Annotated in this window: 23 protein-coding genes; 2 read left to right on the forward strand and 21 right to left on the reverse strand. The window is 73.1% G+C overall.

The genetic code is table 11. From position 1 onward, the window contains the following. Window positions 1-5 precede the first annotated feature (5 nt). Window positions 6-563 (reverse strand): type 1 glutamine amidotransferase domain-containing protein, encoded by a 558-nt coding sequence (locus BJY14_RS06195; RefSeq protein ID WP_179842727.1) that lies wholly within the window; start codon window positions 561-563, stop codon window positions 6-8. Window positions 564-629: 66 nt separating this feature from the next. Between BJY14_RS06195 and BJY14_RS06200 the strand changes: the two genes are divergently transcribed. Further along, window positions 630-1,313 carry a helix-turn-helix transcriptional regulator gene (locus tag BJY14_RS06200; RefSeq protein WP_179842728.1) on the forward strand — a complete coding sequence of 228 codons (684 nt, stop codon included), beginning with the start codon at window positions 630-632 and terminating at the stop codon, window positions 1,311-1,313. 16 nt (window positions 1,314-1,329) lie between these two features. Here BJY14_RS06200 and BJY14_RS06205 read toward each other — a convergent pair whose 3' ends face one another. Beyond that, entirely contained in the window at window positions 1,330-2,190 is an 861-nt protein-coding gene (locus BJY14_RS06205) for a hypothetical protein (RefSeq protein WP_179842729.1), read from the reverse strand. A 230-nt stretch (window positions 2,191-2,420) separates the two neighbouring features. Between BJY14_RS06205 and BJY14_RS06210 the strand changes: the two genes are divergently transcribed. After that, the gene (locus BJY14_RS06210) at window positions 2,421-3,848 is read left to right on the forward strand and encodes a pyridoxal phosphate-dependent decarboxylase family protein (RefSeq protein ID WP_179842730.1); all 1,428 of its coding nucleotides are present in this window, start codon (window positions 2,421-2,423) and stop codon (window positions 3,846-3,848) included. Between the two features lie 9 nt (window positions 3,849-3,857). Here the strand turns inward: BJY14_RS06210 and BJY14_RS06215 are convergent, their stop codons facing one another. From BJY14_RS06215 to BJY14_RS06305, 19 genes are all read right to left on the reverse strand, one after another. Beyond that, window positions 3,858-4,310, reverse strand: a complete 453-nt coding sequence (locus BJY14_RS06215) for a VOC family protein (protein WP_179842731.1) — start codon at window positions 4,308-4,310, stop codon at window positions 3,858-3,860. 34 nt (window positions 4,311-4,344) lie between these two features. Further along, the gene (locus tag BJY14_RS06220; protein WP_218905145.1) at window positions 4,345-4,905 is read right to left on the reverse strand and encodes a helix-turn-helix transcriptional regulator; all 561 of its coding nucleotides are present in this window, start codon (window positions 4,903-4,905) and stop codon (window positions 4,345-4,347) included. Window positions 4,906-5,023: 118 nt separating this feature from the next. Continuing rightward, window positions 5,024-6,487, reverse strand: a complete 1,464-nt coding sequence (locus BJY14_RS06225) for a glutamate synthase subunit beta (RefSeq protein ID WP_179842732.1) — start codon at window positions 6,485-6,487, stop codon at window positions 5,024-5,026. Window positions 6,488-6,505: 18 nt separating this feature from the next. Further along, window positions 6,506-11,077: a glutamate synthase large subunit gene (gene gltB, locus BJY14_RS06230; protein ID WP_179842733.1), complete on the reverse strand. Its 4,572-nt coding sequence runs from the start codon at window positions 11,075-11,077 to the stop codon at window positions 6,506-6,508. 343 nt (window positions 11,078-11,420) lie between these two features. Further along, window positions 11,421-12,704, reverse strand: coding sequence for a hypothetical protein (locus BJY14_RS06235; RefSeq protein ID WP_179842734.1), 1,284 nt, complete (start codon window positions 12,702-12,704; stop codon window positions 11,421-11,423). 52 nt (window positions 12,705-12,756) lie between these two features. Then, window positions 12,757-13,548, reverse strand: a complete 792-nt coding sequence (locus tag BJY14_RS06240; RefSeq protein WP_179842735.1) for a hypothetical protein — start codon at window positions 13,546-13,548, stop codon at window positions 12,757-12,759. A 69-nt stretch (window positions 13,549-13,617) separates the two neighbouring features. Further along, a complete protein-coding gene (locus BJY14_RS06245; protein ID WP_312879019.1) occupies window positions 13,618-14,343 on the reverse strand; it encodes a VIT1/CCC1 transporter family protein in 726 nt (241 codons plus the stop codon). A 12-nt stretch (window positions 14,344-14,355) separates the two neighbouring features. Then, the gene (lgt, locus tag BJY14_RS06250; protein WP_179842736.1) at window positions 14,356-15,687 is read right to left on the reverse strand and encodes a prolipoprotein diacylglyceryl transferase; all 1,332 of its coding nucleotides are present in this window, start codon (window positions 15,685-15,687) and stop codon (window positions 14,356-14,358) included. Between the two features lie 43 nt (window positions 15,688-15,730). Beyond that, entirely contained in the window at window positions 15,731-16,579 is an 849-nt protein-coding gene (locus BJY14_RS06255; protein WP_179842737.1) for a DsbA family protein, read from the reverse strand. 155 nt (window positions 16,580-16,734) lie between these two features. Further along, the gene (locus tag BJY14_RS06260; RefSeq protein ID WP_179842738.1) at window positions 16,735-17,508 is read right to left on the reverse strand and encodes a DsbA family protein; all 774 of its coding nucleotides are present in this window, start codon (window positions 17,506-17,508) and stop codon (window positions 16,735-16,737) included. Window positions 17,509-17,567: 59 nt separating this feature from the next. After that, entirely contained in the window at window positions 17,568-18,059 is a 492-nt protein-coding gene (locus tag BJY14_RS06265) for a vitamin K epoxide reductase family protein (RefSeq protein WP_179842739.1), read from the reverse strand. A gap of 172 nt (window positions 18,060-18,231) precedes the next feature. Continuing rightward, window positions 18,232-19,044 (reverse strand): tryptophan synthase subunit alpha, encoded by an 813-nt coding sequence (trpA, locus tag BJY14_RS06270; RefSeq protein WP_179842740.1) that lies wholly within the window; start codon window positions 19,042-19,044, stop codon window positions 18,232-18,234. Further along, a complete protein-coding gene (gene trpB, locus BJY14_RS06275) occupies window positions 19,041-20,273 on the reverse strand; it encodes a tryptophan synthase subunit beta (RefSeq protein ID WP_179842741.1) in 1,233 nt (410 codons plus the stop codon). The genes trpA and trpB overlap by 4 nt, the downstream gene beginning before the upstream one ends. 129 nt (window positions 20,274-20,402) lie before the next feature. Beyond that, window positions 20,403-21,209, reverse strand: a complete 807-nt coding sequence (gene trpC / locus BJY14_RS06280; protein ID WP_179842742.1) for an indole-3-glycerol phosphate synthase TrpC — start codon at window positions 21,207-21,209, stop codon at window positions 20,403-20,405. Between the two features lie 113 nt (window positions 21,210-21,322). Further along, window positions 21,323-21,730, reverse strand: a complete 408-nt coding sequence (locus BJY14_RS06285) for a DUF2752 domain-containing protein (RefSeq protein ID WP_258939033.1) — start codon at window positions 21,728-21,730, stop codon at window positions 21,323-21,325. Between the two features lie 10 nt (window positions 21,731-21,740). Further along, entirely contained in the window at window positions 21,741-22,406 is a 666-nt protein-coding gene (locus BJY14_RS06290) for a response regulator transcription factor (protein WP_179842744.1), read from the reverse strand. Beyond that, complete coding sequence (locus BJY14_RS06295; RefSeq protein ID WP_179842745.1) at window positions 22,403-22,978, reverse strand: Trp biosynthesis-associated membrane protein; 576 nt, start codon at window positions 22,976-22,978, stop codon at window positions 22,403-22,405. The genes BJY14_RS06290 and BJY14_RS06295 overlap by 4 nt, the downstream gene beginning before the upstream one ends. Before the next feature lie 539 nt (window positions 22,979-23,517). After that, window positions 23,518-23,724 (reverse strand): cold-shock protein, encoded by a 207-nt coding sequence (locus BJY14_RS06300; RefSeq protein WP_030144886.1) that lies wholly within the window; start codon window positions 23,722-23,724, stop codon window positions 23,518-23,520. A 249-nt stretch (window positions 23,725-23,973) separates the two neighbouring features. After that, window positions 23,974-24,672 carry a TIGR03085 family metal-binding protein gene (locus BJY14_RS06305; RefSeq protein ID WP_179842746.1) on the reverse strand — a complete coding sequence of 233 codons (699 nt, stop codon included), beginning with the start codon at window positions 24,670-24,672 and terminating at the stop codon, window positions 23,974-23,976. Window positions 24,673-24,698 lie beyond the last annotated feature (26 nt).

A 24,698-nucleotide genomic window follows, 5' to 3' on the forward strand; every position in this document is an offset into this window, starting at 1 on the left:
CCGCGTCACCGTTTGAACGCCTCCACGGCGGCCTGGCAGAACGCCTTGAGGTCGTCGGGCTTGCGGCTGCTGACCAGGACGTTGGGGCCGTCCTCGCAGATCTTGACCTCCTCGTCCACCCAGGTCGCCCCCGCGTTGCGCAGGTCCGTCCGGAGGCTCGGCCAGGACGTCATGGTCCGCCCCCGGACGACGTCGGCCTCGATCAGGGTCCACGGGCCGTGGCAGATGACGGCGACGGGCTTGCCCGCGTCGAAGAACGACCGGACGAACGCGACGGCGCCGGCATCGGTGCGCAGGAAGTCGGGGTTGGCGACGCCGCCGGGAAGGACGAGGCCGTCGAACTCACTGTGGTCGGTGGCGTCGACGGTGATGTCGACGGGGAAGGTGTCGCCCTTGTCCAGGTGGTTGAACGCCTGGAGCCGGCCGGACTGTGTGGACACCAGGCGCGGGGTGGCGCCGGCCTGCTCCACGGCCCTCCACGGCTCGGTCAGCTCGACCTGCTCGGTGCCCTCGGGGGCGCACAGGAAGGCGACGGTCCCGCCCTGAAGATCGTTGTTCGGCATGGTCTCCTCCGGTGGTCGGTGTGTACTGGGGCCCCTGCCCGTGAACGCGGGTGGTATGCAGGAAGGATGAACCCCACGGGCTACCGCGAGTACCGGACGCCGGGGCTGGCCTGCTCGTGGACGGCGGCGCTGCCTCCGGACGCCGGGCCGTTCGTCCAGCGCGTGCTCCCGGACGGCTGCGTCGACCTCCTCTGGACGGCCGGCGGGATCGTGGTGGCGGGGCCGGACACGGGCCCGATGCCGGCGGTGATGCGGCCGGGCGAGGAGATCGCGGCGGTGCGGTTCGCGCCGGGGACGGCGCCGCCGGTGCTGGGCGTGCCGGCGGACGCTCTGCGGGACGGGCGGGTGCCGCTGCGGGAGCTGTGGGGCGGGGAGGCCGATCGGCTGGCGGCGGCCGTGGCGGCGGCGGGCGATCGCCGCGCGGCGCTGGTGGCGGCGGTGCGGGGGCGGATGGGCCCGGCTGATCCGCTCGTCGGCCCGGTGGTCGCGGGCCTGGCCGAGGGATCGGTCCGCGATGTGGCGGACGCGCTCGGGATCGGCGAGCGGCAGTTGCGGCGCCGGTCGCTGGCGGCGTTCGGTTACGGGCCGAAGACGCTGCAGCGGGTGCTGCGGTTCCAGCGGGCGCTGGGCCTGGCGCGGGCGGGCGGGCCGCTGGCGGAGGTCGCGTTCGCGGCGGGCTACGCCGACCAGGCCCATTTCGCGCACGAGGTGAGGGACCTGGCGGGCGAGCCCGTCCGGAACCTGCTGTGAGCGCCTCCGGGCCCGCTCAGGGCTTGAGGCGCCCGTAGGCGCGCAGGGTCCTGAGGCGTTCGACGGTGACGTTGCCGCGCCATTCGGGGCCGGTGACGGGCGTCCAGATGGGGAAGTCGACGTCCCATCCGCCGTCGTCGCCCTGCTCGTCGATGAGGGCGTCGAGGCCGGCGTCGATCTCGCGGGCGGCGAAGAGCCGGCGCCCGTAACCGCCGGGGGCGGGCGCGAAGTCGAGCGGTCCCTGGTGGTCGCTGGTGGCGTGGGCGGCGAGGACGTCGCGGACGCGGGTGAAGGCGGCCTCCGCGCGGTCGCGGTCGGGGACGTGGTCGAGGAAGGTCAGGACGGCGAGGACGTCGTAGCCGCCGGGTTCGGCGCCGGGGGCCTCCAGGTAGCGCCAGCAGAAGCCGGTGGCGGGTCCGAGCCAGGGGTGGTCGGCGCGGGCCCTGTGGAGCAGGCCGGCGAGGGTCGCGGTGGGGTTGATGGCGCCGGGCGGGTCGTCGGGTGTCCGCCACCAGGGGCCGTGGGGTGCGTCGCGGACGGTCGGCAGGACGAACGGCACTCCCCCGCCGTCGGTGGTGATGGAGGCCAGGTAGCGGGCGATGCGAGTGACGGCGGGGTCGTCGTCGGCGCCGGCCTCGTGCAGGATCTCCAAGGCGTGCTGGGCGGGGACGGGCTGGCTGGCCTCGCCGCGCAGGTCCGGTTCGAGGGCGTGGCCGTAGCCGCCGTCGGGGTTCTCGTAGGCCCTGAGGGCGGCGAGGACGGGCGCGGCGGGGCCGCCGCGGAAGTGGAGGGCGAAGCGGTGCCGGTCGATGAGGCGGCCGTTGAGGCGCATGAACTCCGCGGCGCGCGCGAGGCCGGTTTCGTGCAGGACTTTCATGCTGGTGACGTTAGGGCGTGGGGCGGCCGGGCGTCTTGTAGGAAACGGACGCCGTCCGCGGGGCGGGCGGTGGGCCCGGCCACCCCAGCGGTGGGTGGCCGGGCCCCTGCGGTCCCGCGGGGGCGAACCCAGGCGGGACCGTAGCCGACCAGCACGAAGACCACAAGTCGCCCTTTTCCTCATGTTTCTCGACATTCCCGATGGCACCGTCTCTGTGATCTCCTTGCGTCATGACCGATCCGCTTGACGAACGTGACATCGCCGGTGCCCCGCTCGCGGTGGTGGCGCGGGCCGCGGAGCCGTACCTGGCGAGCCTGCCGGACCGCCCCGTCCACGACCGGGCGCAGGACCCCCTCCTGGACGAGCTGGACGGGCCGCTTCCGGACACGGGGGACGGCGCGGTGGCCGCCGTCGAGCGGCTGGTGCGGATCGGCACCCGGGCGGCGACGCACTCGTCCGGGCCGCGGTTCTTCCACTTCGTGGTGGGCGGGTCGACGCCCGCGGCGATGGCGGGCGACTGGGCGGCGTCGCTGCTCGACCAGGCGGCCGGGCTGTGGCTGACGTCGCCGCTGGCGGCGCGGGCGGAGACGGTGGTCCTGCGCTGGCTGAAGGAGCTGTTCGGGCTGCCCCCGGGGTTCGGCGGCGTGCTGACGCCGAGCGCCACGCTCGCGCACGTCGCGGGCCTGGCGGCCGCGCGGCACTGGTGGGCGGCCGGGCACGGCGTGGACGTCGCGTCGCAGGGCCTCGCGGGGCTGCCGGCGATGCCGGTGCTCACCAGCGGCCTCGTGCACGTCAGCACCCGCAAGGCGCTGCAGATCCTCGGCTGCGGCCGGGACACCCTGCGGACGTTCGCCCGCGACGACGCGGGGCGGGTCGATCTGGAGGCGATGGACGCCGCGCTCGCCGGGGCGGGCGGGCCCGCGGTGATCGTGGCGAACCTCGGCGAGGTGAACACGGGCGACAGCGACCCGATCACCGAGCTGGCGGACCTCGCGGAGCGGCACGGGGCCTGGCTGCACGTGGACGGCGCGTTCGGGCTGTTCGCGGCCCTCAGCCCCCGGACGGCCCATCTCGCGCAGGGCGTCGAGCGGGCGGACTCGGTGACGGCGGACGGCCACAAGTGGCTGAACGTGCCCTACGAGAGCGGGTTCTCCTTCGTGCGGGACCCGGCGTCGCTGAGCCGCGCGTTCGGGGCGTGGGGCGCGGCGTACCTGCCGGACGCCGACGAGGAGCGGATCAACTACAACATGCTCGGCCCGGAGTCGTCCCGCCGCGCGCGGGCGCTGCCGATCTGGGCGACCTTGCGGGCGTACGGGCGGGACGGGTACCGGGAGATGGTGGAGCGTCACCTCGACGTGGCCGCCCATCTGGGCGGGCTCGTCGAGGCGGCGCCCGACCTGGAGCTGCTCGCCCCGGTGCGGCTCTGCATCGCGTGCTTCCGGTACCGGCCCGAGGGCGTCCCGGAGGAGCGGCTGGACGAGCTGAACGCGCGCCTGGGCGAGGCGCTGCTCGCGGACGGCCGCGTCTACGCGGGCACCAGCACCTACCGCGGCATGACGGTGTTCCGTCCGGCGCCGCTCAACTGGCGGACGACGAAGTCCGACGTGGAGCGGCTGGTGGACGTGCTCCGCGAGCTCGGCGCCCGCCTGACGGGCTGAGGCGTCCGTTCAGCCCACGCAGTCGTTCCAGGGGACGGTCTCGTCGAGCTCGTCGAACGGCTGGGTGAGGCTGTACCAGCAGCCCGAGTCGTCCCGGAAGACCGCCTCGATCCCGTAGGGGCGCTTCTCGGGCGGGTGGACGAACTCGACGCCCAGGGCCGAGAGCCGCTCGTACTCGGCCTGGCAGTCGTCGGTGTTGAAGGCACCGGCACCGAGGACGCCCTTGGCGATGAGCGCCTTCATCTGGGTGGCGGAGCCGGGGTCCATGGTGGGCGGGCCTGGCACCATGAGGGCGAGGCTCAGCTCGGGCTGGCCCTTGGCGCCGACGGTGACCCAGCGCATTCCGCCCTCGCCCAGCGTCATGTCGTCGCGAACCTCCAGACCGAGTTTCTCGGTGAAGAACGCCTTCGCCGAGTCCTGGTCGAGTACCCAGACGGTGGCCAGCCCGAGTTTGGTGATCATGCCGGTGTCTCCTTGGTGAACTGGGATGATGCGCTCACGCTAGGACACCCCGGGCCGCCCGGCCTTCTCGATTCTTGCTGACCGCCGGCGTCTCGCCGCTCCCGGACGTCTCGCCGCTCCCCGACGTCTCGCCGCTCCCGGGAGCCTCACCGCTTCCGGGAGCCGGCCGCTCGCGGAAGCCGCCGGCCCAGAGCAGCACGAAGCATCCGGGGATGGCCGCGGCATCCCCGCTGCGGGCGCGCCTGCGGAACTCGGTGGGCGTCGCCCCGGTCTGCTGCTTGAACCGGGTGCAGAACGTGCCGAGACTGGTGAAGCCGACCTGCATGCAGATCTCGGTGACGGTCAGGTTGGCGGTGCGCAGCAGGTCCTGCGCGCGCTCGATGCGGCGGCGGGTGAGGTAGGCGCCGGGTGTCTCGCCGTAGACCTCGTGGAACAGCCGGACGAAGTGGTAGCGCGAGTACCCGGCGCGGGCGGCGACGGCGGAGACGTCCAGCGGCTCCGCCCACTCGCGGTCCATGGCGTCGCGGGCGAGCCTCATCCGGCGCAGGACGCCGGTGTCCAGGGTGGGCGGCGCGCCCGTCCGAACGTTTCCCATGGGCCGATGCTGGCACACCGCACCGACACGAGACCGGCCCGCCGACCGGTGAACACCCCGTTCAGCGGTCGGGCCCTGGAGGATCGCTCCTCCAGGGCCCCATCGCTCGCTGTGCGGGTCAGGCGAGCGGGCGCGCCGTCGGCGGGATCGGGTACGGCAGGTCGGTCCGTCCGCCGAGGAAGGCGTCGACGCCGTGCGCGGCGGCGCGGCCCTCGGCGATGGCCCAGACGATCAGCGACTGGCCGCGGCCCATGTCGCCCGCGGCGAACACGCCGTCCACGGACGTCCGGTAGTCGCCGTCGCGGACCACGTTGCCGCGCTGGTCCAGCTCGACTCCGAGCTGCTCCAGCAGGCCCTCGCGCTCCGGGCCGAGGAAGCCCATGGCGAGCGTGACCAGCTCGGCGGGGATTTCCCGCTCGCTGCCCTCGACGGGCGCGAACCCGGTCTGCGGGCCGCCGACCTCCACCAGCCTCAACGCGCGGACGTTGCCGTCCACGTCGCCCAGGAACTCGGTGGTGGACACGGCGTACACGCGGTCGCCGCCCATGCCGGCGAGCTCCTCGTGGGCGCTCTCCACCTTGAACAGCATCGGGTACGTCGGCCACGGCTGGCCGTCGGGGCGCGCCTCCGGCGGCCGCGGCATGATCTCCAGCTGGGTGACCGACGCGGCGCCCTGCCGGATCGCGGTGCCGATGCAGTCGGCGCCGGTGTCGCCGCCGCCGATGACGACGACGTGCTTGCCCTCCGCGGAGATGGGCGACTCGTCGTAGTCGCCCTCCTGCGCCCTGTTGGAGGGCGGCAGGTACTCCATCGCCTGGTAGACGCCCTTGAGCTCGCGTCCCGGGACGGGCAGGTCGCGCCACGCGGTGGCGCCGCCCGCCAGGACGACGGCGTCGTTCGACGCGCGCAGGTCGTCGGCGGTGACGTCGACGCCCACGTTCACCGAGGTCCGGAAGGCGGTGCCCTCGGCGCGCATCTGGGCGAGGCGCCGGTCGAGGTGCCGCTTCTCCATCTTGAACTCGGGGATGCCGTAGCGCAGCAGGCCGCCGATCCGGTCGGCGCGCTCGTACACCGTGACGTCGTGTCCGGCGCGGGTGAGCTGCTGGGCGGCGGCGAGGCCCGCGGGCCCCGAGCCGACCACCGCGACCCGCCTGCCGGTCTGGACGGCCGGCGGCTGCGGGCGCACCCAGCCCTCCGCGAACGCCCGGTCGATGATCTCGACCTCGACCCGCTTGATGGTCACCGGGTCCTGGTTGATGCCGAGGACGCAGGCGCTCTCGCACGGGGCCGGGCACAGCCTCCCGGTGAACTCCGGGAAGTTGTTGGTGGCGTGGAGCCGCTCCACGGCCTCCTGCCAGTCCTTGCGGTAGACGAGGTCGTTCCACTCGGGGATGAGGTTGCCGAGCGGGCAGCCCTGGTGGCAGAACGGGATGCCGCAGTCCATGCAGCGGCTCGCCTGCTTCTCCAGCCGGTCCTTGCCGAAGTCCTCGTAGACCTCGGACCAGCTCCTGATCCGCACGTCGACCGGGCGGCGCCGCGGGAGCTCCCGCCGGACGGTGAGGAAACCCTTCGGGTCAGCCATGTTGGAAGTCCCCCTCTCTCAGCTCTGCGCCGCGGCCATGACGGCCTCGTCGACGTCGCGCCCCTCGGCCTCGGCCTTGGCCATCGCGTCCAGGACCCGCCGGTAGTCGCGCGGCATGATCTTGGTGAAGCGGGCGGCGGCGCCGTCCCAGTCGTCCAGCAGCCGCCGGGCCACCGCCGAGCCGGTCTCGGCCAGGTGCCGCTCGGTGAGCGCCCGGACGAAGTCCGTGTCGGCGGCGTCCAGCGGCTCCAGGTCGACCATCTCGCCGTTGACCCGCTCGGGCACGAGGTCCAGGACGTAGGCGATGCCGCCGGACATGCCGGCCGCGAGGTTGCGCCCCGTCCGGCCGAGGATCACCGCGCGGCCCCCGGTCATGTACTCGCAGGCGTGGTCGCCGACGCCCTCGACGACGGCGGTGGCGCCGGAGTTGCGGACGCAGAACCGCTCACCGACGACCCCGCGGGCGAACAGCTCGCCGGACGTGGCGCCGTACAGGATCACGTTGCCGCCGATGATCTGCTCCTCGGCGGCGAACCCGGCGTCCCGCGGGGGACGCAGCGTGACCCGCCCGCCGGACAGCCCCTTGCCGACGTAGTCGTTGGCGTCGCCGACCAGCCGCAGCGTGACGCCGCGCGGCGCGAACGCGCCGAAGGAGTTGCCCGCCGAACCGGTGAAGGTGACGTCGATGGTGTCGTCGGGCAGCCCGCCGCCGCCCCACTTCTTCGTCACCTCGTGGCCGAGCATCGTCCCGACCGTCCGGTTGACGTTGCGGATCGGCAGCTCCAGCCGCACCGGGTCGCCGAACGAGATCGCGCCCTCGGCGAGCTGGATCAGCGTGTTGTCCAGGGCCTTCTCCAGCCCGTGGTCCTGCTCGGTCATCCGGTGCAGGGCCGCGCCCTCCGCCCGCGCCGGGACGTGCAGGATCGGGGCAAGGTCCAGGCCGGCGGCCTTCCAGTGCTCGACCGCCTCCCGGGTGTCGATCATCTCGACGTGGCCGATGGCCTCGTCCAGCGACCGGAACCCGAGGGCCGCCAGGTACTCGCGGACCTCCTCGGCGACGAACTCGAAGAAGTTCACCACGAACTCGGGCTTGCCGGAGAACCGCTGCCGCAGCACCGGGTTCTGGGTGGCGACGCCGACCGGGCAGGTGTCCAGGTGGCAGACCCGCATCATGATGCAGCCCGACACCACCAGCGGCGCGGTCGCGAAGCCGTACTCCTCGGCGCCGAGCAGCGCGGCGACGACGACGTCGCGGCCGGTCTTCATCTGCCCGTCGGTCTGCACGACGATGCGGTCGCGCAGCCCGTTCAGCAGCAGCGTCTGCTGCGTCTCGGCGAGGCCGAGCTCCCACGGCGCGCCGGCGTGCTTGAGCGAGGTCAGCGGGGACGCGCCCGTGCCGCCGTCGTGCCCGGAGATGAGCACCACGTCGGCGTGCGCCTTGGACACCCCGGCCGCGACCGTGCCGACCCCGACCTCGGCGACGAGCTTGACGTGCACGCGCGCCGCCGGGTTGGCGTTCTTCAGGTCGTGGATGAGCTGCGCCAGGTCCTCGATCGAGTAGATGTCGTGGTGCGGCGGCGGCGAGATGAGGCCGACGCCCGGGGTGGAGTGCCGCGTCTTGGCGATCCACGGGTAGACCTTGTGGCCGGGCAGCTGGCCGCCCTCGCCGGGCTTGGCGCCCTGCGCCATCTTGATCTGGATGTCGTCGGCGTTGGTGAGGTACTCCGAGGTCACGCCGAACCGGCCGGAGGCCACCTGCTTGATCGCGCTGCGCCGCAGGTCGCCGTTCTCGTCCGGGGTGAAGCGCGCCGGGTCCTCGCCGCCCTCGCCGGTGTTGGACTTGCCGCCGAGGCGGTTCATCGCGATCGCGAGGGTCTCGTGCGCCTCCGCCGAGATGGAGCCGTAGGACATCGCGCCGGTGGAGAACCGCTTGACGATCTCCGATACCGGCTCGACCTCCTCGATCGGCACCGGCTCCCGGTCGCCCTCGCGGAGCCGGAACAGCCCGCGGAGCGTCATCAGCTTCTCGGCCTGCGAGTCGACCTTGGAGGTGTACTCCTTGAAGATCTCGTAGCGGCGGGTGCGGGTGGCGTGCTGGAGCTTGAACACCGTGTCCGGGTTGAACAGGTGCGGCTCGCCCTCGCGGCGCCACTGGTACTCGCCGCCGACCTCCAGGGTGCGGTGCGCCAGGTCGTTGCCGCCCGGCGGGTAGGCGCGCGCGTGCCGCTCGGCGACCTCGCGGGCCAGCACGTCGAAGCCGACGCCGCCGAGCCGGGAGGTGGTGCCGGTGAAGCAGCGCGCCACCACGTCCTCGCCGAGCCCGATCGCCTCGAAGATCTGCGCGCCGGTGTAGGACGCGACCGTGGACACGCCCATCTTCGACATGACCTTCAGGACGCCCTTGCCGTAGGCCTTCACCAGGTTCCGGACGGCCTTGGCCGGGTCCGGCCCCTCGATCGCGCCGCCGCGCACGAGGTCCTCGACGGTCTCGATCGCCAGGTACGGGTTGATCGCGGACGCGCCGTACCCGATGAGCAGCGCCATGTGGTGGCACTCGCGGGCCTCGCCCGTCTCGATCACCAGGCCGACCTGGGTGCGGGTCTTCTCCCGGATCAGGTGGTGGTGCACGGCGCCGGTCAGCAGCAGCGACGGGATCGCGGCGCGGGCGGAGTCGGCGCCGCGGTCCGACAGCACGATGATCCGCGCACCGGCCTCGATGGCCCGGCCGACCTCGGAGTTGATCTCCTCCAGGCGGGACCGCAGGGCCTCTCCCCCGCCGGCGACCTCGTACAGGCCGTGCACGACGTGCGCGGCCAGGTGCGGCAGCGAACCCTCGTCGTCGATGTGGATGATCTTGGACAGCTCGTCGTTGTCCAGGATCGGGGTCGGCAGCACCAGGCGCCGGCACGAGTCCGGGCCGGGGGCCAGCAGGTTGCCCTCCGGGCCGAGCGTGGACTGCAGCGAGGTGACGAGCTCCTCGCGGATCGCGTCCAGCGGCGGGTTCGTGACCTGCGCGAACAGCTGCTTGAAGTAGTCGAACAGCAGCCGCGGGCGCTCGGAGAGCACCGCGATCGGGGTGTCGGTGCCCATCGACCCGATCGGCTCCGCGCCCGTCCGCGCCATCGGCGTCAGGATGATCCGCTGCTCTTCGAGGGTGTAGCCGAACGTCTGCTGCCGCCGGACGAGCGTCTCGTGGGTCGGGATCTCCCGCTCGCGCTGCGGCAGCTCCTCGAACCGGACCAGGCCCTCGTGCAGCCACTCCCCGTACGGGTGTTCGGCGGCCAGCTCGGCCTTGACCTCGTCGTCCTCGACGATCCGCCCCGCGGCGGTGTCGACGAGGAAGATCTTGCCGGGCTGCAGGCGGCCCTTGCGGACGACCTTGGCGGCGGGGATGTCCAGCACGCCGGCCTCGCTGGCCAGCACGACCAGGCCGTCGTCGGTCACCCAGTACCGGCCCGGGCGCAGCCCGTTGCGGTCCAGGACCGCGCCGACGACGGTGCCGTCGGTGAAGCTGACGCTGGCGGGGCCGTCCCACGCCTCCATCAGCGTGGAGTGGAACTCGTAGAACGCCCGGCGCTCGGCGTCCATCTCGGTGTGGTTCTCCCACGCCTCCGGGATCATCATCAGCACCGCGTGCGGCAGCGACCGGCCGCCGAGGTGCAGCAGCTCCAGGCACTCGTCGAACGACGCGGTGTCGGACGCCTCGATGTCGATCACCGGGAAGATCCGGGAGATGTCGCCGGGCAGCAGGTCGGACCTCAGCAGCGCCTCGCGGGCCCGCATCCAGTTCCGGTTGCCCTTCACGGTGTTGATCTCGCCGTTGTGGGCGATGAACCGGTACGGGTGCGCCAGCTCCCAGGCCGGGAACGTGTTGGTCGAGAACCGCGAGTGGACCAGCGCGATCGCGCTGGTGAACCGGCGGTCCGACAGGTCGGGGAAGAACGGCTCCAGCTGCGGGGTCGTCAGCATCCCCTTGTAGACGATCGTGCGGCTGGACAGGCTCGGGAAGTAGACCCGCACGTCCTGCTCGGCGCGCTCGCGCATGCAGAAGACGGCGCGGTCCAGCTCCAGGCCGGTCCTGCCGTCGTGCGGGCCGCCGGCCGCGGGGGCGACGAACATCTGCGCGAAGTGCGGCATGACCCGGCGGGCGGCCGGGCCCGTGAAGTCGGGGTCGTGCGGGAGCTCGCGCCAGCCGAGGACCGTCAGGCCCTCCTCCACGCACAGCGTCTCCACGTGGGCGACCGCCGCGGCGCGCTCGTCGCCGTCCGCGGGAAGGAACGCGATGCCGGCCGCGTAGCCGCCGGCCTCCGGGAGCGGGAAGTCGCAGACCTCGCGGAAGAACGCGTCCGGGATCTGGACGAGGATGCCGACGCCGTCGCCGTCGTCCGGCTCCGCGCCGACGGCTCCCCGGTGGTCCAGGTTCTTCAGGACGTCCAGGGCGTTCTGGACGATGTCGTGGCTCTTGCGTCCGTGCAGGTCGGCGACCATGCCGACGCCGCAGGCGTCGTGCTCGTTGGCCGGGTCGTACAAGCCCTGCGGCTGGGGGCGGCCCGGTGCACGGCCATCAGGTGTGAGGGCAGCAGCAGCCATCAACCCTCCCGTCGTCGTGTCACTGCTTCGATGTCAGTGCGGCACGGGACGGCGTTGGCCCTGCTGCGGTGAGATGACATTACATCACTGCCGGGATCATGCCCGACTGCACCAGATCGCGAAACTTCTTCGGCGCGATCGGACGTGCGTCATCTGCAAGTGGTCTAAACCAGGTTACCGGCTGACCCGGGCCGCGTAACGCCCTGACCTCGGTGAGGATCATCACCGGTACGCGATGTTTACGGCAACGCGCCGAAAACCTACCGAAATATGCCCTGCCGCAGACGCGGGGCGGACCGTGGAGGCACCGGGCCCGACCGGACCGGTTCCGGCCGGACGGGGGTCAGCCGGTCCCGCGGGCCGCGCGGCCGAGCACCGCCGGCGCCTTGCCGCCCTCGATCAGCAGCGACAGCAGGTTCTCGTCCTTCTCGTCGCCCTTGCCGTCCAGGCGCTGCGCCCACGACACCACCGCGAAGTGCCCCATCGCGAGGCCCCGGGCCATGCCGAAGCCGCGCCCGAAACGGTCCAGCGGGGCGGGCGCCTCCAGGGGCCGGACGAAGCCCGCGCCGATCGTGGTCTCCAGCCTCGCGACGAACCGGTCGGCGTCCGCGGACCCGGCGAGGTTGAACACGGCCACGGACAGCGCGTACCCGTGCCCGGTGTCGGAGTAGATCGCGCGCGCCGCCTGCGTGCAGCCGCCCTTGCCGAGCTCCTCGCCGACGGATCCGCCCCACACGGCGGCGGCGCAGTCGCCGTCCAGCCGCTTGGCGCGCAGCTTTACCGAGACCTTCCCGTCGGGAAGAGGCATTTTCGCCGCCGAGGACGGGAACGCCTCGCCCTCCGTGAGGGGTTTCGGGTCCGCGCTTCGGTTCGCGATCCCCGCGTAGGCGGAGCTGGACGGCGAACTGGAGTAGGACGTCGGCGACGGGCCGGTCCCGGCGGGACGCCCGATCGCCGCACCGGGGGCGCCGCCGGGCTTCGGCGCGGAGTCGCCGCCGCCGGTCAGGGCGACGACGCCGAGGCCGAGCAGGACCAGCACGCCCAGGACGGCAGCCGCACCGAAGTAGAGCTTCGGGCCCGGCCCTCCGGCGCGGCGCGCCGCGGCCTGCCCGGGTTCCGCCGCGCCGGAACGTTCCGAGGGCCTGCCCGCGTTCTTGGCCTTCCCGCGCTGGGCCTTCCCGCGTGGTGCCCTCTCGCGCTGAGGCTTGCCGCGCTGGGCCTTCTCACGCTGAGCCTGCTCGCGCTGGGCCTTCTCACGCTGGGGCTTGCCGCGCTGGGCTTTGCCGCGCTTCTCCGGGCGCCTGGGGCGGGTCTGGCCGGCGGCGGGCCCCTCGGGCGGAAGGGCGCCGCGGGCGTCCTCGCCGGACGCGAACGGGCCGTCCTGGCCGCCGTCCTCGTAGGGGGCGTCCCCGTACGGGACGCCCTCGTACGGATCGTCGTCGTAAGGCGTCCGCGGTGGCGGCGGGGCCGGGCGTTCCCGGCGCGCCGCAGTGCGGCGGGGCGGCGGCGTCCGGCGCGGGCCGCCCGACCGGGGCTGCGCCGTCCGGCGCCCGGCGGGCTGCCGGCGGCCCGGACGGTTCACCGGCGGCCGCCCCGAGCCGCCGCGGCGGTGCTCATCGGGATCCACGACGGCGCAGACTACTCGCCGCGGGCGCAGGACGCGCCCGCGCCCGGCCGGCTCACTGCCCGGCCTTCCCGCCGGAGACCAGGTCGAGGCGCCCGTACAGGAAGTCGGCGGCGTTCTCGATGACCAGGCTCACATCGATCATCTCGTTCAGCGAGGCGGGCTGCGCGCCGCCGGCCCGCTCCACCCAGGTGACCACGGCGTAGTGGCCGTAGGTCTTGGTGTAGGCGGCGGAGAACCCGGGCCCGAACGCGGGGGTGCCCTTCGGCTGCAGCGGGGACACCCAGCCGGCGCCGGTCGCCGGATCCAGGTCGCGCAGGACCTGCTTGACGCCCTCCTCGCTCACGAGGTTGATCACGGCGAACTGGCCGACGTGCTTCTTGTCGGCGCTGACGTACGCGGCGCGGGCGACCTGGCTGCACTGGTACTTGGCGAGGTCGCCCTGCAGCCGGCCGCCCCAGGTGGCGGCCTTGCAGTCGGAGCTCAGCTTGGACTCGGCCAGCGTGAAGGTGTACTTGCCCGACTTCAGCGTCTTGGTGGAGAACGCCTCGCCCTCGGTGATCGGGCGGGAGTCGTTCGAACGCGAGGCGAGCTTGGCGAAGCCCTCGCCGAGGTAGTCCGGCGCGTAGGCGGTCGGCACCGCCCGCTGCTGCGGCTTCGCCTCGTCGCCCCCGCCGGTCAGCAGGAGCACCGCGACCACCGCGACGACCACCGCGACCAGCGCGGCGGCCGCGCCGAGCAGCAGCTTCGGACTGGGGAGCCTGCGGCCGGACTTGTCCTCCGGCCAGAAGTCCCGCCGGCGGCCCTCGGCGGCCTCGGCGGAACCGGTGTCAGAAGCCTCGATCACAGCCCCGGAGCTTAGCGGTCCGGGTCCCCCTCGCGCGCCCAAAAGGGTGTTTCGCCCAGATTCCTTGGGCTACAGCCCGTTACTGCCGATCAGCGCGCCGAAGCCATAGGTGATCAACGCCGCGGCGGCGCCGAACAGCAGCTGCCGCGAACCGCCGAACCACCACGCGCGGGCCGTGATCCGCGACACCAGTGCCCCGGCGCTGAAGAGCCCGAGCGCCGCGATGCCCGCCGCGGGCCACAGGCTGGTCGCGCCCAGCAGGTACGGCAGCACCGGCAGCAGCGCGCCGACCGCGAACGACAGGAACGACGAGCCCGCCGCCAGGAGCGGCGAGGGCAGGTCGCCGAGCGTCACCCCGAGCTCCTCCCGGGTGTGGACCTCCAGGGCCTCGTCGGGGTCGCGGGACAGCTGCCGCGCGACCTCGGCGGCCGTCTCGGGGTCGACGCCGCGCGCCTCGAAGACCTCGGCCAGCTCCCGCTGCTCGGCCACCGGGTGGCGGGCCAGCTCCAGCCGCTCCACCTCGATCTCCGCCTGCGCCAGCTCCGACTGCGAGGCGACCGAGATGTACTCCCCCGCCGCCATCGAGAACGCGCCCGCCGCCAGGCCCGCGAGGCCCGCCAGCAGCACGACCTTCTGGGTCGCCTGGCCGCCCGCGACCCCGGCGATCAGAGCGAAGTTGGAGACCAGCCCGTCCATCGCGCCGAACACCGCCGGCCGCAGCCAGCCGCCGGTGACGTCCCGGTGCTGGTGGTGCTGCTCCGGCCGCACGCCGTGCTTCTCGCCTGTTTCGGACACCGTCGCCGTTTCCTACTTCCCGTCCTTGACGGGCTCCCCCTTCTCCACCCGGTCGTGGTCGGCGGCACCGTCGGCCTCATTCTCCCCGGCCTCGTCCGCCGCCTCCCCGGCGGGGGCCTCGCTGCGGGCCTCCGACTCGGGCTCCGCATCGGCCCCGGCCACCGGCTCGGGCTCGCCCTCCGGCTCGGCCGCCTCACCGGCCTTCGCCTCCGGCTCCGGATCCTCTTCCGCGGTCTCAGGGGCGGGCTCGGGCTCCTCGACGGCCGTCGCCTCCGGCTCCCCGCCGTCCGGCTCGGGCGCCGCCTCCGGCTCCCCGGCCTCCGGGGCCCGGGCCTCGTCCTCCGCGGCCTCGGGCTTCGCCGCCTCGTCCTTCGCCGCGGGCTCCACGACCGGTGCCTCGTCCGCGGGCTCCGCGGCCGTTTCGGCGGTGCCGTCGTCCGGCGTCCCGGGCTTCGCCGCGGACTCCTCCGCTACGGGGACGTCGCCGGGCGCCGCGACCGGGGCGCCGACGTTCTCGGGGCCGGTGCGGCCTCGGGCCATGTACAGGTAGGCGACCGCGCAGACGAAGACGACGATGGACGTCCAGTCGTTGAGCCGCAGCCCGAGGACGTGGTGGGCGTCGTCGATGCGCAGCGCCTCGATCCAGCCGCGCCCGACCGTGTAGGCGGCGACGTAGAGGGCGAACGCGCGGCCGTGCGTGAGCTTGTAGCGGCGGTCGGCCCAGATCACCAGGATCGCGACGCCGACGCACCACAGCGACTCGTACAGGAACGTCGGGTGGTAGGTCGCGACGTCGGCGTACTTGGGGTCGAGACCGGGCCCGCCGTCCAGCATCGGCCGGTGGTTCTCGTCGATCTTCAATGCCCAGAAGGTGTCCAGCGGGCGGCCGTACAGCTCCTGGTTCCAGTAGTTGCCCCAGCGGCCGATCCCCTGCGCGAGCGCGATGCCCGGGGCCACCGCGTCGCCGAGCGCCAGCACCGAGATCCCGCGCCGCCGGCAGCCGATGATCGCGCCGACCGCGCCGAGCGCGACGGCGCCCCAGATGCCGAGGCCGCCCTTCCAGATCTCCAGGGCCCGGACCGGGTCGCCGCCCTCCCCGAAGTAGCGCTGGTAGTCGGTGACGACGTGGTAGAGCCGCCCGCCGACCAGGCCGAACGGCACCGCCCACACGGCCACGTCGATGATCACGCCGGGGGTGCCGCCCTTGGCGGCCCAGCGGCGCTCGCCGAGCCAGACCGCGGCGACGATGCCGAGGATGATCATGATGGCGTAGGCGCGCAGCGGCACGGGGCCGAGGTGCCAGACGCCCTGCGAGGGACTCGGTATGTAGGCGACCGGGTGCATGACCGTTGACGTTACCGCCTCCGGGGCACAGCGCGCGCCCCCTCTAGGACCGCGACGAGATCGTCATCTTCGCCGCCCCGGCGCCCGCGCCGCCCGCCGTGCCGCTGGACTGCGTGCTCCCCGGGACGGGCGCGCCGCCCCCGGCCTCCGCGACGGCCTTCCTGAGCTCGCTCGGCGAGGCCAGGGCGTCATTTCCAACCTTTTTACCGTTCAGCGCGAGGTACGGGGTCGCGTCGACGCCCGCCCGGCCGGCCTGGGCGCTCGCCTGGTTCACGGTCTTGATCTTCTGGTCGCCGCGGACGCAGCCGGCGAAGGACGGGTCGGCGACCCCCAGCCGCTCGCCCCACGCGACGAGGTCACGGGTGGAGAAGCCCGTGTCGCCCTCGGGCGGCTGCTCGGCGTACAGCTTGTCGTGGTAGGCGACCCAGTGGTCGGCGGGCATGCAGGCGGCGGCGTTCGCGGCGCGCCGCGAGTTGGACATCAGAGGGTCCTGCTGGAAGAGCTGGAACGGCCGGTAGACGACCTTGACCTTGCCCTGCGCGGCGAGCTCCTTCATCGTCGCGCCGACCCGCTCCTCCATCGCCTTGCAGGCGGGGCACTGGAAGTCCTCCCACACGTCCAGGACCGGCGAGGCGACGCCCGGCTGCGCCATGGCGACCGACCCGTCCTGCTGGCGGGTGGCGGGCGCCAGCGCGCCCTTGTAGGAGTTGCGCAGCGGCTCCTCGCCGCTGCGGGAGAGCGCGACGACGACCACCACGACCGCGACCGCCGCCACGGCGAGGGCGCCGAGGACGACGAGCAGCGCCCGCCGGCGCCGCACCCGGGCCGCGGCCCGCGCCCGATCCTCCGCGAGCCGGTCGCGCGCGGACGGTTCCCTGCCCTGCTCGCTCATCCGATCCCCCGATCGCCACTCTGCGTGTTGGTGAGCGTCTACGAGAGTAGCGGGCAGGGGCCTCGCGGGCGATGGGAAAACGCCACGCCGCGCCGTCCCGGGCGGGGGCGGCGCGGCGTGGCGCTTCGGCGTTCAGGCGTCCCGGACGCGGCCGGTCACTTGCTGGCGGCCGCGGACTCGATCTGCGCGCGCAGGGCGGCGGGGTTCATGAGCGCCGACTGGTCGAGCGACTTGCCGTTCAGGAAGACGCTCGGGGTGCCCTGGACGCCGCGGTCCTGCAGGGCGTACTTGGTCATCGCGTCGACCGTGGACTTCTTCTGCTCGTCCCGCACGCACTTCTCGAAGTTCGGGTCGGTGACGCCGACGTCCTTGCCCCACTTGACGAGGTCGTCGGGCGAGAAGCCCTTCTCGCCCTCGGGCGGCTGGAACTTGAAGAGCGCGTCGTGGTAGGAGACCCACTGGCCGGCCGGCACGCACAGCGCCGCCTCGGCCGAGCGCAGGGAGTTGGTGCGGACGGGGTCCTTCTGCTGCCCGAACAGGTGGAACGGCCGGTAGACGACCTTGACCTTGCCCTGCTGGGCGAGCTGCTGGACGGTCTTGCCGGTGGCCTCCTCGAACTGCTTGCAGATCGGGCACTGGAAGTCCTCGAAGATCTCCAGTTCCGGCTTGCTCACCCCGGACTGCGCCATGAGGATGGAGCCGTCGGCCTGGCGGCTGACGGGGGCGAGCGCGCCCTGGTGCACCTCGGCCCGGCCGTTCTTGTTCTTCTGGTCGATGATGAGGACGGTCGCGACCACGATCACCGCCACGACCACCACCGACCCGAGGACGATGGCGAGCAGCCGCCGCTGCTTCTCCCGCGCCGCCTGCCGCTTGCGCTCTTCGGCCAGGCGCTCTCTCGCGGACCGCTCTCGTGCGGCCTTGCTCATTGGTTCTCCTAAGCGTGCGGACGCGCGCCGGCACCGTGCGGCGCGCTACGACGGCGAGACTAGTCGACCTGGCCGACCCGCCGGAATTCGTCGGCCAGAACGAGGAGGAACAGCAGGACGGTGATGGCGTGGACGCCGGTGCACCACAGGCAGATCTTGTGCAGGAGCGCCAGCTCCACGGTGACCAGGTAGACCACGAACAGCACGCCCACCGCGGTGGACGCGACCCGGCCCCACCGCAGCGGCGACCAGGTCGACCGCAGCGCCCACGGCGTCATCAGCGCGCCGAAGGCCACGAAGAACGCGAGGCCGAACAGCGGCATCGGGATGCCCGCCAGGGTGGAGTACTCGCTGGTCGTGACGGCGTGGCAGTCCACCGTCTTGGACGCCGAGCACACCAGGGCGCCCTCGTCGTAGTGCGAGATCGTGAGGTAGACGGAGATGGCGAGCCCGCCGAGGGTCAGCACCCACGCCGCGATCTGGAGCCACGCGGGGGGCGGCGGCTGCTCCGCAGCCTCCGCCCGGCTCTTCACCGTCATCTCTTGCGCCATCGTGATCCTCCCGGGACCGCCTGTGCCGGCGACCACACCCTATTGGCTGCCGGCGGCCCCACAAGCCTTCAACTCGGGCGGGGGCGCGGCGAGTTCCCGCGACCTGCCGGGACGTCCGCGCGGAGCCGGGTTTCGCCGGTCCCGCGCGGACGCCCGGGGCTGTCCGGAACGATCAGCGGCCGTGCCGGACGCCCGCGGCGAGCTCCTCGGTGAGCGCCCGGACCCCGGCGAGGCCGGCGGCGAGGTCGGGGGCGTCCAGCAGGCGGCGGATGAACGCCGACCCGACGATCACGCCGTCGGCGAACCCGGCGACCTCGGCGGCCTGGGCGCCGGTGCCGACGCCGAGGCCGAGGCCGACCGGCAGGGCCGAGCCGGCCTTGTCCAGGACGGCGCGGGTCCGCTCGACCAGGCGCGGGGCGCCGGTGTCGAGGGCGGAGCGGGCGCCGGTGACGCCCATCAGCGAGGCCGCGTAGACGAAGCCGCGGCACGCCCGGGTGATCGCCTCGATGCGCTCGTCGGTGGAGCTGAGCGCGACGAGGAACACGCGGTCGAGGCCGTGGGCGTCGGACGCCTCCAGCCACGGCCCGCCCTCCTCGGGCGTGAGGTCGGGCGTGATCAGGCCGGATCCGCCGGCGGAGGCGAGGTCGCGGGCGAACCGGTCGACGCCGTAGTGGTCGACGGGGTTCCAGTACGTCATGACGAGGACGGGGACGCCGGTGGCGGCCACGGCCTCGACCGTGCGGAACACGTCGGCGACGCGGACGCCGCCGACGAGCGCCCGGTGGACGGCGTCCTGGATGGTGGGGCCGTCCATCATCGGGTCGGTGTAGGGCAGGCCGATCTCGATGACGTCGCAGCCCGCGTCCACCATCGTCTTGGCGGCCTGCACGGCCCCCTCGTAGCTGGGGAACCCGGCGGGCAGGTACCCGACGAGCGCGGCGCGCCCGTCGGCCTTGGCCTTGTCGTAGGCGGTCTGGGCGCTCACGCGTTCTCTCCCTCGGGCATAAGGCCGAAGAAGGTGGCGGCCGTGTGCATGTCCTTGTCGCCACGTCCGGACAGGCACACGACGATCGTGGCGTCCGGGCCGAGTTCCTTGCCGACCTTGAGGGCGCCGGCGAGCGCGTGCGCGGACTCGATCGCCGGGATGATGCCCTCGGTGCGGCACAGCAGCGCGAACGCCTCCATCGCCTCCGCGTCGGTGATCTCGCGGTACTCGGCGCGGCCGGTGTCGTGCAGCCACGAGTGCTCGGGGCCGACGCCGGGGTAGTCGAGCCCGGCGGAGATCGAGTGGGTTTCGAGGGTCTGGCCGTCGTCGTCCTGCAGCAGGTAGGTCCGCATGCCGTGGATGACGCCGAGGGAGCCGCCGACCAGGGTCGCGGCGTGCCTGCCGGTGGCGACGCCGTCGCCGCCCGCCTCGAAACCGATCAGCCGGACGGACTCGTCGCCGACGAACGCGTGGAAGGTGCCGATCGCGTTGGAGCCGCCGCCGACGCAGGCGACCACGGCGTCCGGGAGGGCACCGGTCATCTCCACGCACTGCCGCCTGGCCTCGACGCCGATGACGCGCTGGAAGTCGCGGACCATCACCGGGAACGGGTGCGGGCCCATGACCGAGCCGATGCAGTAGTGGGTGTCGTCGACGCTGGCGACCCAGTCGCGGAACGCCTCGTTGCAGGCGTCCTTGAGGGTGCGGCTGCCGGTCCGGACGGGGATCACCTCGGCGCCGAGCATCCGCATCCGGGCGACGTTGAGGGCCTGCCGCTCGGTGTCGACCTCGCCCATGTAGACGGTGCAGGTCAGGCCGAGCAGGGCGGCGGCGGTGGCGGTGGCGACGCCGTGCTGGCCGGCGCCGGTCTCGGCGATCACACGGGTCTTGCCCATCCGCCGGGTGAGCAGCGCCTGGCCGAGCACGTTGTTGATCTTGTGGGACCCGGTGTGGTTGAGGTCCTCGCGCTTGAGCAGCACCCGCGCGCCGGCGTGCTCGGAGAAGCGCGCGGCCTCGGTCAGCAGGCTGGGACGGCCCGCGTAGTTGGCGAGCAGGTCCTCCAGCTCGGCGGTGAAGGCGGGGTCGTTCTTGGCGGTCTCGAACTCGCGGGCGAGCTCGTCCAGGGCCGCCATGAGGGCCTCGGGGGCGAACCGTCCGCCGAAACGGCCGAAGTGGCCCGTGGCGTCGGGCAGGGGTCCAGCACCGCGCGCGGCGGTGTCCATGGTCATGAGAAAACGCGTCCTGTCGTGGGAGAAGCGGCTGATCCGGTCACTGGGGTCCTGGACTAGCCCCGCCATCGCTCCCGGAGCGGTTCGACCTGCATGCCCGTAACCCTATCCACTCGTCGCGGGAGTGTCTCAGCCGCTCTGCCGCAGCGCCGGGTGGGCGCCGGCGGCGACGAGGTCGGCGACCGCGGCCCGCGGGTCCTTGCCGATCACGAGGCTCTCGCCGACCAGCACCGCGTCGGCGCCGCTGGAGGCGTAGGCGAGCAGGTCGTGCGGGCCCCGCACCCCGGACTCGGCGACCTTCACGACGTCCTTGGGGATGAGGGGCGCGACCCGGGCGAACACGCCGCGGTCGACCTGCAGCGTGCGCAGGTCGCGGGCGTTCACGCCGATGACCTTGGCGCCCGCGTCGACCGCGCGGGCCGCCTCCTCCTCGGTGTGCACCTCGACGAGCGGGAGGAGCCCGATCGACTCGGCGCGCTCGACCAGCGAGACCAGGGCGTCCTGCTCCAGGGCGGCGACGATCAGCAGCGCCATGTCGGCGCCCGCGGCCCGCGCCTCCCACAGCTGGTAGGAGGTGACGATGAAGTCCTTGCGCAGCAGGGCGATGTCGACGTTGGCGCGGACCTCGGCGAGGTCCTCCAGGCTGCCGCCGAACCGGCGCCGCTCGGTCAGCACGCTGATCACCTTGGCGCCGCCGGCCTCGTAGTCGCGGGCGAGCGCGGCGGGGTCGGCGATGGCGGCGAGCGCGCCCTTGGACGGGCTGCTGCGCTTGACCTCGGCGATGACCGAGACGCCCTGCCCGCGCAGCGCGCCGAGCGCGTCCCTGGGGGCCGGGGCCTTCGCCGCCCGCTCCTTGAGGGCGTCGAGCGGGACCTCGCGCTGCCTGTCGGCGAGATCGGCCCGGACGCCTTCGATGATCTCGTCCAAAACGCTCAAGGTCGCAGGCCCCCTATTTCAGGTCGTTCCGTGCACCGATCGTAGCCGCCCCCTCCGACGCGTCCCGCACCCGGGAGGTCCGTCGGGGCTCCCCGCCGGCCGGGCCGCGCGTGTCAGGGCGCGAGCACGTGCGCGAACGGCAGGTTGCGCACGATCCAGTAGACGATGAGAAGGCCGACGAACGAATACGCGACGGCCGGCGTGAACAGGGCGGACCGCATGGGCAGCCCCTGCGCGGTCCTGAGCGTCCACCGCGCGTACAGGTACCCGAAGACCGGGAGCAGGACGAAGAGCAGCGGGTTGAGGCCGAACGCGGTGCCCACGTGCCCGTGCGCCAGCGCGTAGACGAGCCGCGTCATCCCGCACCCGGGGCAGTAGTAGCCGGTCAGCGCCAGGAAGGGGCAGCCCGGGTAGTGCCCCGGCTCGTTGGGATCCGCCCGGAACGCGATCACCAGGACGCCGCCGGCGACCCCGGCCAGCACCGCCGCGTGCGGAGCGAACGCCCGCGATACGCGAGTCACATCGTCCACCCTAGGCGTCCAGGACGTAGCCGACGCCGCGCACCGTCCTGATGGGGTTGCCGTCACCGAGTTTGGCCCGCAACTGGGCCACGTGGACGTCGACGGTGCGGCTCCCGGCGCCGGCTCCGGGCCCCCACGCGGCGTCGAGGAGCTGCTCGCGGGTGAAGACGCGGCCCGGGTTGCCCATCAGGAATTCGAGGAGGTCGAACTCGGTGACGGTGAGGGCGACGCGCCGGTCGCCGACGACGGCCGCCCGGTCGTGGGTTTCGAGTGCGATGCGGCCGGCGCGCAGGGGGCCGGGCGCCTGGGCGGGGCCGCCGTCGCGCAGGGCCTCCGCGACGGCGGCGACGAGGACGCGGGGCCCGAAGGGCCGCTCGACGCGGTGGTCGCCGAGAGCGCGCGCGATCATCGGGTCGAGGGGGCCGGTCACGGCGATGACGGGCGCGGGCCGGGCGGCGTCGGCGACGCGCCGGTACAGGTCGACGGGCAGCGCCGAGGTGGACAGGTCCAGCACGACGACGTCGGGGCGCAGGCGCCGCGCCGCGGCGGGCGCCCGCGCGGGATCGGCCTCGATCTCGACGTCGAAGCCCTCCCGGGCGAGGTAGCGGCGTTCCAGCTCGGCGACGGCGGGGTCGTGCTCGATCACGAGGACGGCCCCGCCCCCGTCGATGCTCACGACCGCTCGTGCGCGGTCGGGTCCTCACCACGATCGAGCGACTTCCACAGGGCGGACGGATCGTCCTCCGCCGCCTTGCGCGGCGCGCTGCGCTCGTAACGGGCCGACATGCCAGGCCAACGCGCCCCCCGCACGGCGGTGAGGATCCCGCCCACGGCCAGAACGACCCCACCCGTGACCGACACAAGCCACCACAGATTGACGTCCAGCACAGGGTCCGCGCCGAGCCGCAACAGAGCGCTCTTGTCACCAGCGGCCGCCAGCACACTCGACCGCTGCACACTCACGGTGGACGCATAGGCGATGCCCACACCGAACAGGGCAATCAAGACACCCACCCCCGCGCGAACCCGCCCCCGGGTCGCCAGCAGAGCGGCAAGCCCGGCAAGCCCTGCCCACCCGAGCGCACCGGCCGCACCACCAAGGTCGCCCCCGGTCAGCTGCTGGGAGAACGGCGTGATGGCGTCCTGCGCCCTGACAGTGGCCCAGGTACGCCCGGCAGCAAGCAGCGCAAGCCCAGCTCCCGCAGCACACACCAGGGCAGTAAGCCCACGTTCACGCCCAGGCGTCATGACACGCGCCTCTCCCCGACCACCACAGCGATCGAGAAGACCAATGACGTTCCCAGGGACATGCGCCCAAGTTTATTGCAGCCCCCAGAACCCCCGCCCCCACCCCACCCAGTCACCGAAGCACCCCCGCAACACCCAAGAGACGTCGTCGCGCCCAGCGCCGGGTTCGAGGTTGCGAGAACCCCAGCGCGAGCGAGCCGCCAGGCGAGCAACGCGCAACAGCACCCTTCACCAACACAAGCCCCAGGGCCGCCAGGCCCAAAGGGCGACCCGCACCACCACGGCCGCGCCGACCTCAGCCGACGGCGCAACCACGCAACAAGCGAAGGGACGGCGATCGCGTCCAACGGCAGGTTCGAGCGAAGCGAGAACCTGATCGCGCAGCGAGCCGCAAGGCGAGCCGGAGCGATGCCAGCGATCGCAAGCGTTTATCGACGATGGAGGGCCGCCAGGCCCGAAGGAGGAGAAAAACGCAATAAACAGAGCCCGCCTCCCCCTGGCGGTGGGGGGCGGGCTCTGCCACGTACGGCTGGCGGGCCTTACAGGGGGACGACCTGGTCGGCCTGCGGGCCCCGGTTACCCTGCGTCACTTCGAACTGGACGCGCTGGTTCTCGTCCAGGCTGCGGTAGCCGGAACTCTGGATGGCCGAGTAGTGCACGAAGACGTCCGGCCCGCCGCCGTCCACGGCGATGAAGCCGAAGCCCTTCTCGGCGTTGAACCACTTCACGGTGCCCTGCTGGGGCATGTCTTTCTCCTTGCGGCAAAACCTGGGCCCACACCTCGCGGGCCCGTGCGGTCGCTGCGGAACGCTCTCGCCCCCGGTACGGTCCCGGAAAAGCCAAAACGCCCGCTGCCATCAGTTCGCGGGCGTCTTTGAACGATCGAGAACCACGACTGCAACCGACCGCCCCACCGTATCACCGGTTCCGCGTAAAGCGGAGGAGCCGCAAGACTTGCGATTCTCCTCTCGGCGAACCGTGCCGTTACCTGCCCGTTAAAGACTCCAACCGGTCTCGGTCAGGGTCTTGACAGCGTCCGTGGCGCCGGTGAGGCTCACCTTCGCGACGTCCCGGCGGCCCAGTGCCCACAGGACGAGTTCGCCTACCGGGCCGTGCACGCGGACGGCTCCGCGACCGCCGCCGGAGACGCGGGCGGCCCGGCCGTCGGGCCGGACGAAGGTTACCTCGACCTGAACTTTCCTTAGGACAAAGCGGGCAATTTTTATCCTTCGCCAGAGTAGTTCCTCTAGTTCCGGCGAGAGGGCGCGGGGCTCCCAGTCGGGACGTGCACGCCGGACGTCCTCGTGGTGAACAAAGAACTCGACGGCGTTCGCGTTTTTGTCGACTCCGGGAAGGGCGTAGGGGGAGAACTTCGGCGGCCCCTGCGCGAACCGTTCCACGAGCCGTTCGAACGGAACGGCGCGGGCCGTCCGGCGCCGCACCCGCTCGGTGTAGAAGGCCAGCGGGGGAAGCAGGATCCCGGGGGCCGCGTCGGGGCGTCCTTCGCGGACGACCAGATGGGCGGCCAGGTCGCGGGCGTTCCAGCCGGCGCACTCGGTGGCGGCCTCCGGTCCCGCCTCCGCCAGTGCCGCTGCCAGCAGCAGCCGTTCGCGGCGGACCGGGCCGGGGTCCGCCGGGCCGGATCCGTCCTGCTTCGGGGCGGACGGCGCGGGGCCGTCGTCGGGCGTGCTCATCGGCCGATCGTAGGCCGCGGGCGGGC

Source organism: Actinomadura luteofluorescens, from assembly GCF_013409365.1.
In the GTDB taxonomy this organism is placed as follows: Bacteria; Actinomycetota; Actinomycetes; order Streptosporangiales; family Streptosporangiaceae; genus Spirillospora; species Spirillospora luteofluorescens.